This is a genomic window from Enterococcus sp. AZ067 (assembly GCF_051715005.1).
GTDB classification, from domain to species: domain Bacteria; phylum Bacillota; class Bacilli; order Lactobacillales; family Enterococcaceae; genus Enterococcus_D; species Enterococcus_D casseliflavus.
The window spans coordinates 2270974-2283449 of sequence record NZ_JBIOSY010000001.1 but is presented as its reverse complement, the minus strand read 5'-3'; the positions used below and the strand labels follow the sequence as shown (position 1 = coordinate 2283449).

The 12476-nt window shown below is 43.9% G+C and carries 10 protein-coding genes; 9 read left to right on the top strand and 1 reads right to left on the bottom strand.

The window, feature by feature from the left end:
• Positions 1-127 precede the first annotated feature (127 nt).
• The 4 genes from IGI82_RS10840 to IGI82_RS10825 all read left to right on the top strand — a co-directional run bounded on the left by IGI82_RS10840 (position 128) and on the right by IGI82_RS10825 (position 4722).
• On the top strand, positions 128-1240 hold the full coding sequence (locus IGI82_RS10840; RefSeq protein ID WP_438842204.1) for a hypothetical protein: 1113 nt from the start codon (positions 128-130) through the stop codon (positions 1238-1240).
• Positions 1237-2451, top strand: coding sequence for an ABC transporter permease (locus tag IGI82_RS10835; RefSeq protein ID WP_325845038.1), 1215 nt, complete (start codon positions 1237-1239; stop codon positions 2449-2451). Before IGI82_RS10840 ends, IGI82_RS10835 begins: the two co-directional genes overlap by 4 nt.
• Positions 2452-2461: 10 nt before the next feature.
• Positions 2462-3337, top strand: coding sequence for an ABC transporter ATP-binding protein (locus IGI82_RS10830; RefSeq protein WP_438842203.1), 876 nt, complete (start codon positions 2462-2464; stop codon positions 3335-3337).
• Between the two features lie 167 nt (positions 3338-3504).
• Complete coding sequence (locus tag IGI82_RS10825; RefSeq protein WP_005229975.1) at positions 3505-4722, top strand: pyridoxal phosphate-dependent aminotransferase; 1218 nt, start codon at positions 3505-3507, stop codon at positions 4720-4722.
• A 55-nt stretch (positions 4723-4777) separates the two neighbouring features.
• Here IGI82_RS10825 and IGI82_RS10820 read toward each other — a convergent pair whose 3' ends face one another.
• Positions 4778-4957, bottom strand: a complete 180-nt coding sequence (locus tag IGI82_RS10820; RefSeq protein ID WP_005229977.1) for a hypothetical protein — start codon at positions 4955-4957, stop codon at positions 4778-4780.
• 159 nt (positions 4958-5116) lie between these two features.
• Between IGI82_RS10820 and IGI82_RS10815 the strand changes: the two genes are divergently transcribed.
• The 5 genes from IGI82_RS10815 to IGI82_RS10795 all read left to right on the top strand — a co-directional run bounded on the left by IGI82_RS10815 (position 5117) and on the right by IGI82_RS10795 (position 12458).
• Complete coding sequence (locus IGI82_RS10815; RefSeq protein WP_015509901.1) at positions 5117-5962, top strand: helix-turn-helix domain-containing protein; 846 nt, start codon at positions 5117-5119, stop codon at positions 5960-5962.
• A 68-nt stretch (positions 5963-6030) separates the two neighbouring features.
• Positions 6031-7176, top strand: coding sequence for an N-acetylglucosamine-6-phosphate deacetylase (gene nagA, locus IGI82_RS10810; protein WP_275854880.1), 1146 nt, complete (start codon positions 6031-6033; stop codon positions 7174-7176).
• 122 nt (positions 7177-7298) lie between these two features.
• The gene (locus IGI82_RS10805) at positions 7299-8138 is read left to right on the top strand and encodes an SDR family oxidoreductase (RefSeq protein ID WP_225001087.1); all 840 of its coding nucleotides are present in this window, start codon (positions 7299-7301) and stop codon (positions 8136-8138) included.
• Between the two features lie 195 nt (positions 8139-8333).
• A complete protein-coding gene (locus IGI82_RS10800) occupies positions 8334-9035 on the top strand; it encodes an ABC transporter ATP-binding protein (protein WP_015509898.1) in 702 nt (233 codons plus the stop codon).
• On the top strand, positions 9036-12458 hold the full coding sequence (locus IGI82_RS10795) for an FtsX-like permease family protein (protein WP_438842202.1): 3423 nt from the start codon (positions 9036-9038) through the stop codon (positions 12456-12458).
• Positions 12459-12476 lie beyond the last annotated feature (18 nt).

The window sequence follows — 12476 nt, the reverse complement described above, 5'->3', positions numbered from 1 at the left end:
TTTTCAGCAGGTTTGTCAATAACTTTTCCAAATGCTATTTGAAAGAATTTTCAGACTTTAGATTGCATTTTTTTCTATAAAAGGTATGCTAAAAGAATGAATAATTATTTTTTTGAGAGGAGAGCAAATGAACTATTTTAAAAACCAACTGGCAAAAGCTGTTAAGCAGAAAACATTCATCTTCCTGCTCATTGGGGCCTTTAGTTTAGGCTGCTGTTTTTCCATTTATTTGAAACTAATGGAACCTGTCAACTTGCCCGCTACCATTACCGCAGAAAAAGCGGAGGCTTCACGGCTTGTTGATCGCTACCAAGCCAATCAATCTGGTTCACCGGATGAGCAAGAGGTATATCAGCTATTACTTGATAACAATACTCTGACCTCACGGCAGCTGTCCGACTTGATTATGGAGGAATATGAACGATTTAATCAAACGAGTATTCAAATGGCGGAGCTAAAAAAGCAGATTTGGGCGTCTTCAGTTGATGACAAAGCCTTTTTACCGCCGATGTGGTCGATCGAACAAGAGCAAACGGTCTATCAAGCCTTAGCCGAGCAAGAAAAAGATCCGGTTCTCACGGCTGCCAATACCCAGACGGCTGTCGCTTTGGCAATAACGTTTTTACTGAATTTTGGGTTCTTCTTCTGGGCTTTTTTTGCTAGTGACAATTTATTAGAAGAAAGAGAACACTTCTCCTTGATCCGCTCATACCCACAAATTTTTCCGATTCGGATGGTCAGTAAGGTTTTTGTCAAAACGATCACCAATTTAGGAATCTTGCTCGTGTTTTTCTTAGGCGTCTTTCTTTCAATGAGCCTTCTGGGGGAGTTCGGGGATTGGCAGTATCCAGTAGCCGTCTATCTCAGTGGGGATTGGGCAGCCTTACCTTTTTGGCAGAGCGTTTTATCTAGTATGGCTTCTTTTGCCTTGCTGATTGGTTTGATCGAATGCTTAGGTTTTGTCATGAACATGGTCGCAGCCAATCGATACGTCTCTTTCTTTTTACTGGTGCTTTTTTATGGATTCGGCTTGATTCCGATGCTGCAAAAGATCCCTATATTACCAGTTCATCTAGCTGCTCTGGAGAAATTTTATTCGGGTGCCTTTGCTTTGGGCTCTGGCACTTCTTGGGGCGTCTATGCCAGTTGGCTGCTGACGCTAGTGTGGATCTTCCTTTTTTTAAGCATCATGCTTGTTGCGGATAAACAGAATCGCTTGTTGAGAGGAGGTAAAGGATGAAAGACTATTTTTTCTTTGAATTACGCCAGCTGTTAAAAAGCAAGAAAACCATCGGCCTTTTTTGCTTGCTGCTGATCTACAGCGGCGTTTACAGTTTTTGGCAAAGAGACTTTCGCCCGATTGAACGAGTAGATAAAACAGAAATGCAACAACGCTATACCGTGCGACAAGATTTTCTTGATCAACAAGCAGCCAATCCCTCTGACCATTGGTCGGCATTCATGGCAGTCGAAATGTTTACCCCATGGAATGAAGCAGAAAAACAACGGCTCGACGCGCTAGCCGAGAAAGACTGGCAAGCATACGCACAAAGCACAAGTACTTGGTACCATCTCGCTTTGCAATTTACCGATGAACGAAATATTTTTTATACCCCTGATTATTACACGTTTCGAAATTACTATGCTGGGTATGACGGGCGCTTTGGCTATGCATCAACCGCAAAACTGATGGAAGCTTTTAGCCAGCTGCCCAATAGCAAACTCTCTCAAGCAGTCATGGAGCAAAAAACGGGGGTGCAAGCATTACAGCGAAGCTTTACTGAATATTTACCGATTCTATTAATTGCTGTTTCTTTATTTTTGGCGATCGATTGTTTACCAAAAGAACGAAGACATAAATCCCTGTTTCTTTCACTGCCATTATCGGCAGAAGAGATCCTTTGGAGTAAAACGGCAGCGTTGATGGTTGGTTCTGCAATCGCAACGCTAGGAACCATGTTCTTTATCTGGTTTGGCTCTGGTATTCAATTCGGCTTTGGTTCCTTGGAACTGCCAGTCACGATTTTATCATCGTCCTTTGATGCCCGCTACCCGATCACAGATTTCAATGCTTTTGAAACACAAGCCATCGGTCTTTTTTTAAGTCAATGTTTTCTTGCAACGCTTTTCTTGCAGTTTCTTTATTGTCGCGGCATCTTGCTGTTCAGTGCCCTGTTTCGCTCAGAGCTGATTAATCTGCTTGTGGCTGGTTTTTGTTTGCTTTCGCCCTTTCTTTTCCAACGGCGCTGGTTTAGTGCCTACCTTGATAAAACGCTGTATGTCTATCTGTATCAAAATGTGGGACAAGTCCTTTCAGGCTGGACACGCTTTTACTTTGGTTCTGCAGGATTTACGATGGAAAAAGGCTTACTTTTATTAGGCGGGGTTTGGCTTCTGATCGAATTGTGTTTCTTTTTGACGATCCAACGCAAAAAATTTCATTTGGCATAGGAGGAACGATATGTTAGAACTGAAAAATGTGACTGTCACGTATACGAGAAAAGTATTGGATCAACTTTCCGTTGCTTTTTCTCCCGGGGAGATCGTCGGGTTAGTCGCCCCTAACGGTACTGGGAAATCCACGCTACTGAATGTGGCGATGAATTTCATCCAGCCGAATGAAGGCGCAGTATTTTTAAACGGCAGTCAAGTATATGTGACCAAAAAATCAGAAGTGGCAGCGCATCAACAAATTTCATTTTTTCCTGACCAAAATGATTTGTACAATGATTTAAGCGGACTCGAGCATCTGAAACTGTATCAGCGAATGTGGCGTTCAGAGGAACGCTTGGTGGAAGAAACGATTGCTCGTTTGCGAATGAGCGATTATATCAAACGCCCAGTGGGAACCTATTCGCTGGGGATGCGGCAACGTCTGTGTTTTGCGATGCAGATCGTGACAGATACGCCATACATGCTGATGGATGAGGTGATGAATGGCTTAGATCCGACAAATGTCGAATTGATCTCTAATGTGTTGAAAGCCTTGCGGGAGCAAAAGAAAGCGATCGTGATCGCTTCGCATATTCTGACGAATTTAGATTCTTACGCGGATCGGGTCTTGTTTTTAAAAGACGGTAAGATCATTCACGAATACCTTGGCCGCAAGTCGTTGGGCAATGAACCGTTGTATGTAAAGACGGACTCGGCGGATTTCTTGGTGGCTTTTCCAGAGTTAACGACAGTGACTATCGATCTACAAGGGCGAATCTATCTAGTAGAAATCAGCGATCCGCAGCTGCCGCAACGTTTTATCGCAGCAGGAATCACTGATTTTTCGGTGGGGCATTTGGCGTTAAATGAATTGTACTTGAAGTATTTTCCTGAAAATTCCTGAATGAACCAAATTCAGTGGATGAACGCAGGGCAAGCCCTCTCGACCGAGAGGTGAAAAATTTTCGCCACAGTTAAAATTTTTTTGCTATAATAGGTTCAATCTGAAAAGAGATCAACGACGAGAACCAATAACCTGACGTTGACCTATGGTTAAAGGAGAAATGGAATATGAAGAAATTTTCAAAGTCGTCAAAACTTGAAGGGGTCAGTTATGATGTACGCGGCCCTGTTTTAGAAGAAGCTGATCGGATGCAAGAAGAAGGCATCAGTATCTTAAAATTAAATACTGGGAATCCCGCGCCCTTTGGCTTTGAAGCCCCAAATGAAATCGTTAGAGATTTAATCATGAATGTGCGAGAGTCGGAAGGCTATTCTGATTCAAAAGGGATTTTCTCGGCCCGTAAAGCGATCGAGCAATATTATCAATTACAAAAATTTCCTGATGTGACCATCAATGATATTTACACAGGTAATGGTGTTTCCGAGCTGATCACGATGTGTATGCAAGGGTTATGTAACAATGGGGACGAAGTGCTCGTGCCGATGCCAGACTATCCTTTGTGGACTGCTTCGATCTCATTAGCTGGCGGAAAACCCGTCCATTATATTTGTGATGAACAAGCAGATTGGAATCCTGATATCGAGGATATCAAAGCCAAAGTAACCAGCAAGACGAAGGCCATCGTCATTATTAATCCAAATAATCCCACTGGCGCCGTTTATCCGAAAGAAGTTTTGCAACAAATCGTCGAGGTTGCTCGTGAGCATGACTTGATCATTTTCTCCGATGAGATCTATGACCGTTTAGTCATGGATGATTATGTCCATGTACCGATTGCTACACTAGCACCAGATCGCTTCGTTGTGACGCTAGGCGGTTTGTCTAAGTCTCACCGAGTGGCAGGCTTCCGCGTTGGCTGGATGGTTCTCAGCGGGGATAAGTCCAATGTCAAAGACTATATCGAAGGCTTGAATATGTTGTCTTCGATGCGGCTGTGTTCCAATGTTTTATCGCAACAAATCGTCCAGACTGCATTAGGCGGCTATCAAAGCTCCGATGAGCTGCTGCTGCCAGGTGGTCGAATCTATGAACAAAGAGAGTTTATCTACAAGGCAATCAATGATATTCCTGGATTGTCAGCAGTGAAACCGAAAGCAGCCTTTTATATTTTTCCTAAAATTGATATTCAGCGCTTTAACATTACCAATGATGAACAATTTGTTCTCGACTTTTTACATGAACACCATATCTTGTTGGTGCACGGCGGTGGGTTCAATTGGCAACAGCCCGATCATTTCCGTATCGTCTACCTTCCTAATATGGAAGATTTAAAAACGACTGCTGAAAAAATGACAGAATTCTTGGCAGCGTATCGCCAGAAGTAAGTACATGAAAAAGCACCGCTCCTTCAGCGATCGTGAGGGAGCGGTGCTTATGTTTTTATTCGGTAACTGGTTGACAAATTTTTTTGCTGACAATCATCCGATTGGTAAACTTATCCAGCATTTCAGCACTAGGATCGGTCACTTGAACGAGGACCGAATTTTCATATTCCCGTTCGATGATCCCTTGGTATTTTTTGCCTTCCCATGTAAAAAAGATCGTACTGTCGATCGTCATCTTAACACCTCATTTGAAATTGTGGAAAAATAACAAGACATTCTTGAAATTGCTTTCCTTTTTGTCATTATGTGCTAAAATAAAGAAAATTAAAAATGCGAATTCGCATTTTTGACAAGAAACGTTCGATTTTTTTAGAATTCCCCCTGGAGGACGATTATGAAAAAAAGAGATGAATCTTTTGGTCAAAATATCCGTTCAATTCGGTTGAAACGAAAGATGACCCAGAAGATGTTAGCGGAAGATATTTGTTCGCAAAGTGTGTTAAGTCGTATCGAAAACAACGAAGAGCTGCCCAATGTCTGGGTGATGTATCAAATTTGCCAACGCTTAGGCGTCACCTTAGATCAAGTAATGATGCTTCATTCGGAAGAAATCAACAAAACCAATCAAATCTTTGCCGAAATCGAATCACATTTTGTCCATAAACAATTTCAAGAAATGCGGGAAAAAATGGAAGACAAGGCGATCAAGGATTATCTGTATCTGGATTCAGATATGCAAATGTATTACTACTATCTAGGCAGCTGTGATTATTTCCTCGATCAAAACTATGATGCCGCCCTTGAGGCGCTGAAAAAAGGACTGGCCTATTCCTATCAACAGGATAAGACCAATGTTTCGGTGATGGAAATTCGTATCCTGAGCTGCATGGGTCGTGTCTATAGTGATTTGCTGCAACTGGGTGAGGCGCGTTTTTACTTAGAAAAAGCCTACGATGCCATGCATGCCTTGCCGCCAGAGCGACTGTCCACAGCGCTGACCAAAATTTATTACAACTATGCGGTCTTTTTAAAAGAGCAACAAGAAGACTGCCGCGCGCTAAAAGTAACCAACGAAGGCATTGCTCTAGCGAGAGAGAAAAATAGCTTATATTTTCTAGAAGAATTGTTTGAACTAAAAGGACAATTGCTTCAAAGACTAAAAGAAGAAAAAGCAGCTGAAAAAAGTTTTCAACTGTATCGTGCCGTCATGGATATTCGCCAATCTGACAAAGTGGTGTAGACCTTTCTTGACTTCTGCTGCAAATAAGAGTACTTTTAAGGAAGAAAAGAAATAGAGGAGCGATCAAGATGAATAAATATATTTACGCAGACAAATTCTTTCTGAAATCAGCGGTTCATGGCCCTGGTTACTTGGAGGTCAAGGAGGGAAAATTCGGCGCGATCGTCGATGAAGTCCCTGCTGGTGCAGACGTAGAAGATTATTCAGGCAAATGGGTAGCACCGGGTCTTGTGGATACTCATATCCACGGGTTTATGAACCATGATGTGATGGATAACGATGCAGAAGGCATCAAAGCCATGTCAGAAGGTCTTTTGTCTTGTGGTGTGACATCTTTCTTACCGACAACTTTAACATCTAGCAAAGAACGGTTGCGGGATGTTGCTGAAACCGTTGGGAAAGTCAAAGACGAAGTTACAGGAGCGAAGATCCAAGGGATCTACTTTGAAGGACCGTTCTTTACTGAAGAACATAAAGGGGCACAAAATCCGATCTATTTTGGTGATCCTGATATTGATACCTTCCATGAATGGCAAGAAGCTTCTGGTGGAATTATCAAGAAAATCGCCTTGGCTCCTGAGCGCGAAGGTGTGAAGGAATTTGTTTCGCAAGTGACGGAAGAAGGCGTAGTGGTTGCACTAGGGCATAGTAACGGAACGTTACAAGAAGCGCAAACAGCAGTAGAAGCTGGTGCCAGTGTCTTTGTTCATGCCTTCAACGGAATGCGCGGATTAAACCATCGTGAACCTGGAATGGTTGGTGCCTTACTTTCATTAAAAGAAGTTTTTTCTGAGTTGATTTGTGATGGCCACCATGTACATCCTCAAGCAGCTGAGATTTTGATGGAAAAAGCTGGTCACGACCATGTGGCCTTGATCACCGACTGTATGATGGCTGGCGGTATGCCAGACGGTGATTACATTTTAGGTGAATTTCCAGTAGTTGTAAAAGATGGCACGGCTCGAATGGAAACAGGCAATCTTGCTGGCAGTATTTTGAAACTAAAAGAAGCTGTGAAAAATGTAGTAGACTGGGGAATCGCTACCCCTCAAGAAGCGGTCATGATGGCCAGCTTGATCCCAGCGATCAGCTGCAAGATCGACCACGCTTGCGGTATGATCAAACAAGGTCGTCCAGCTGACTTCATTGTTTTGGATCAAGAAATGAATTTAGCAGCCACGTATTTAGATGGTGTTTGCCGTTATCAAGCATAAAATGAAACAATCTGCTTCAAGAAACAAGAAGAGAGCTTCTCTTGATCTGTTTTTTGAGCAGATTTTTTTGTTTTCAGTTATGATGATAGAAAACGGTATTCTTAGAAGGGGAAGGTGGCAAATTGAAGACGATTTTAGTTACGGGTGCCAACGCTGGCATGGGCTTTGCAACAGCCAAACAATTGGCAGAATTGGGGATGCATGTGATTTTGTATTGCCGTTCTGCCGAACGAGGGCAAGCAGCACAGCAACGTTTGAAGGAAGAGACAGGCAATCCAAGCATCGATCTAGTGATCGGTGATTTGGGGTCGTTGGCTAGCGTATGCAAGTCAGCCGCTGAAATCAACGCCCGCTTTGAGAAATTGGATGTACTGATCAATAATGCGGGCATCGTCAATTTAAAAAAAGAGCGAACAGCCGATGGATTTGAACAAATGCTGGGCGTAAACTACGTGGGGCATTTTGAACTGACCCGTCAGTTATTGCCGTTAATAAAACGTGCGGATGCTGGTAGGATCGTTAATGTTGCTTCTGGTGCTTACAAATTTGTAAAGAAAAAGGATCAGCGCTTTTTCGATGTGGCGAATTTTTTGCCTTGGCGGGAATATGGCCGCTCAAAAAAAGCCCTGATTTTATTTACAGATGCGCTTGCGTTTCAACTGCGCAATACGACCGTTACTGCCAATGCATTGCATCCAGGAGCTGTGGCGACGAGCTTAGGGGTCAGCCGACAGACAGGATTTGGTCAATCTGTCTACAAAATGCTCACGCCTTTTTTCAAAACACCTGAGGAAGGGTCTGATACAGCGATATATTTGGCACTAAGCCCCGAGGTGGCTGGCATTAGCGGGCGCTACTTTGTCGATCGTCAGGCAGTGCCGACGGAGATCCTTGATGAGCGGCAGCAAGCGCAAAAACTTTGGGAAGAAACCCAGCGAAGAATTGCCGACCAAGCACAATGATTGGTTTTTGTTCTTTGTCAATCAAATTAGATGGAAGTGTAAAATCGATTCTGGGACAGAATGAGCATCATTTTGTCTCAGATTTTTTAATTTGATAAAATAAGCTGCTTTTTTGCTGTTTCTTTCGCAGGAATAAGTATGATACACTATTAAGCGAGAAAGCGCATGCGGCGCTGGAATTCTTGGAGGAACATAATGAGTTATATCGAAGTTGTGAAAGAAGTGAAGAAATACACAATGGGCGACACGGTCATTGCTGCTAATGATGGTGTTTCGTTTTCCGTAGAAAAAGGAGAGATCGCACTGATCCTTGGTCCTAGTGGCGCTGGTAAGTCCACCGTTTTGAACATATTAGGTGGAATGGATCAATGTGATAGTGGCAAAGTGATCGTTGATGGAACAGATATTGCTGGCTTTGATGCCAAACAATTGACGACCTATCGCCGCAAAGATGTCGGTTTTGTCTTTCAGTTTTATAATTTGGTCCCTAATTTGACAGCCAGAGAAAACGTTGAACTCTCAGCACAAATCGTGCCAGAGGCACTTGATGCAGCTGAGATCTTGACCCAAGTTGGGCTTGGTGATCGCTTGGATCACTTTCCAGCGCAATTGTCTGGTGGCGAGCAGCAGCGAGTCACGATCGCTCGTGCTATTGCGAAGAAGCCCAAATTGCTGCTTTGTGATGAACCAACTGGGGCACTTGACTATGAAACGGGGAAACAGATTCTAGCAATTCTAGAAAAAACGGCTCGCGAGACTGGGACGACCGTTTTGATCATCACACATAACAGCGCATTGGCTCCCATGGCTGATCGTGTGATCCATATCAATGATGCAAAGGTCCGCAAGATGGAAAAAAATACTCATCCGATTCCAATTGCCTCTATTTCTTGGTAAATGCCTATGAAAAAAACATTATTACGTTCCAGTTTACGTGAAATCAGGCAAGCACCCGGGCGGTTTTTGTCCATATTAGGCATTATCTTTTTAGGGGTCGCTTTTTTTGTGGGGATCAGTGCAACTGGTCCGAATATGGAACAAGCAGCTGAAGATTATTTTGCTCGCCAGAAATTAGCGGACTTTACGATTGCGTCAACATTAGGGTTGTCGACTGCCGATCGGGAAATCATTGAAGAAATGCCTGGTGTCACGTCTGTTGAAGCAGAGCAGATCGCCGATATCAATGCCGAAAATCACCGTGCCGTGATCCGTGTCTTTTCCCTTTCGAAAGAGCGGCAAGTCAATCAATATCAGGTGACTTCTGGTCGATTGCCACAAAAGTCAGGGGAAATTGCTTTGGATCAAGCGGCACAAAGCAGCGGTGGGTTTGCACTAGATGAAACTTTTGAACTGCCAGAAAGCGGTGAAAACCAGCTAGAAACGCACACTTATACGATCGTTGGCTTTGTCAATAGTCCCGAATTTATTGAGAATTTTCATCGAGGCAATAGTACCGTTGGGAATGGGACGGTTGATTACTTTGCAGTAATTCCAGAAGAAGATTTTAAAGAAACTGCGTATGCTAGATTGTTAGTTCGTTTTGATGAGCTATCGCAAGTGGCTAGCTATTCAGAAGCATATCAGACAAAAAGGGATCAAGTAAGTGATGAAGTAGAAGAACGGTTGGCTCCGCGGGCACAAGGTCGGCGGCAAGAGTTGATCGATGAAGCGCAACCAGCCATTGATGAGGCCAAAGAACAGATCCGTGATGGCGAAGAGGCATTGCAGCAAGCGCAAGCGGAACTTGACGACGCAACAGAGAAATTGGCGCAGGCGCATCAGGAGTTGACGGAACAAGAAGCAGCTTTTCAGACAGAGATTCAAACTGCCCAAGAGCAATTGAATGGAGAAGCGCAAAAATTAGCTGAGGGGAAACAGGCATTGATCGAAAATCAACGCCTGCTAGATCAAAATGAACAAGCATTGATTCAGCAAGAAGCCCAAGTACAGTCAGCCCAAGCTCAGTTGGCACCCGTTTTGGCACAAAGACCTGAACTACAAAAGGGCATCCAGCAGGTAGAGGAGCAACTGGCGCTGGCATACCAAGGCATGGATCAAATCAGAAGTGTGGGTCAACTTTCTGCAGAGGAGCAAATGGCCCAGCTGCCTACCGTCTATGCACAAGTAACCGCCGCTCTGGCACAGTTGAACCTGCCGACAGATGTCCTTGGTCCGATTCCTGATCTGGAGGAAATCGATGAAACGATGATTGCTACTATGCTGACGGCAGCTGAAGATACATTGCGTCCACTCATTGCCGAAGGTGAGCAACAACGTGCGCAATTACTTGGGCAAATGGCTGCGATCAATGACCAAGAAGCGCAACTTCAGCAGGCACAACAGCAAGTCAATGCTGGCTGGAGCCAAATCAGAGCTGGGCGCCCAGAATTGGCACAAGCGCAGACCCAGATCACCCAAGGAGAGACGCAGCTGAGCGACGCTCGTGAGACCTTAGCCTCTGAAAAAGCCAAGGGTCAGTCTTTATTAGCTGCTGGTTGGCAAGAATATCGAGAAAACGAAGCAACCCTTCAAGAAAAGCTTGACGAATTTAAAGAAAGAGCACCAAAAGAACGCGAAAAACTTGAAGATGCCAAAAAAGAAGTTGCTGAAAAAGAGCAGGAATTATTGGAGCTAAAACCGGCAGTTTATCGTGTCGCGAACCGCGATGCGAATCCTGGTTATTCAGAGTACCAAGACAATGCGGAACGGGTTTCTTCGTTAGCAACGATTTTCCCAGTTATCTTCTTTTTGATTGCAGCGTTAGTCAGTCTAACCACCATGACGCGGATGATCGATGAAAAACGTAGTGAGATCGGTACATTGAAAGCATTAGGCTATCGTAACTGGGAGATTGGACAGAAATTTTTGCTTTATTCCTCTGCAGCAGGCATCACAGGTGCTGTATTGGGTCTAGCAGTCGGCTTTTCCTTTTTTCCAGCAATCATCATTCAAGCTTATGGACCGCTTTACAATCTCACGGAGTATGACACCCCATGGTATTTGCGGCTTTCATTGATTGCTGTGGGAGTCAGCTTGCTTTGCACCATCGGTATCGCGTTGTTGGTTTTACGTTTTGATTTAAGACAGTCATCGGCTTCATTGTTACGACCAAAGGCACCCAAAACAGGAAAACGAATTCTCTTAGAAAGAATCACCGTTATATGGCGGCACTTAAGTTTTATTCAAAAAGTTACAATGCGAAACCTGTTTCGCTACAAGTCCAGAATGCTCATGACCATCTTAGGGATCGCGGGATGTACCTCCATGATCTTGACTGGATTTGGTCTAAGAGATTCTATCAGCAATATCATTCCTTTACAGTTTGAGAAAATCTGGCAGTATCAGGCGGTGATCACCTTTGATGATGAGGATTCGGAAGCAATGAGTGAAACAAAAGCCGCCGCAGAAGATATTGAAGGCTTTGAAGCAGGGTTATTCTTGCATACGGAAAGTCTGACGTTGGCTCAATCGGGGGTCACGCAGCAAGAAGTAACCGTCACCGTGCCAGAAGATCCTGCGGCTTTATCGAAATTTGTCCACTTGAATGATCGGGTTTCAGGAGAAGCTTACGAGCTAGAAGGAGAGGGTGCCATCATCAATGAAAAGCTTGCTAAGTTGTTTGGATTATCGGTGGGTGATACGATAACGTTGACGAATGAAAGCGGCGAAGCATTTGAACTGAATGTGGCTGCAATCGCAGAAAACTACACAGGGCATTTTGCTTATTTGACCCCAGATGCGTATCAAAAGATCTTTCAGGCCGCCCCTTCTTACAACAGTGAGTTATTGAAATTCAGTCAGCGTTTGACGAAATCGGAGGAAGAAGCGATCGCGGCTGATTTGATGGCACAAGACAATGTCATCAATGTTTCCTTCCTCTCAGCTTCAGCGGATGCCTTAGATGACACGACAGCAACCTTGAACATCGTCATCTGGATCTTGATCTCGTCTGCGGGGGCATTAGCCTTTATCGTGTTGTACAACTTGAACAACATCAATATAGCGGAACGCATTCGCGAGTTGTCGACCATCAAAGTATTGGGCTTTTATGATCGAGAAGTGACCATGTACGTCTTTCGTGAAAATATCTTTCTGACGATCTTCGGCATTGCATTTGGTTTATTATTAGGGGTGCTTCAGCATCAATTTGTCTTACAGACCATCGAAGTCGATATCGCCATGTTTTCACCGACAGTCGAACCAATGAGCTATGTGTATGCCGCTGGATTGACCTGCTTATTTTCAAGCGTGGTAGGGATCGCAATGTATTTCAAACTGAAACATGTCAATATGATCGATGCACTGAAAGCCAATGAGTAACAAAAACAGCCTTTTCTC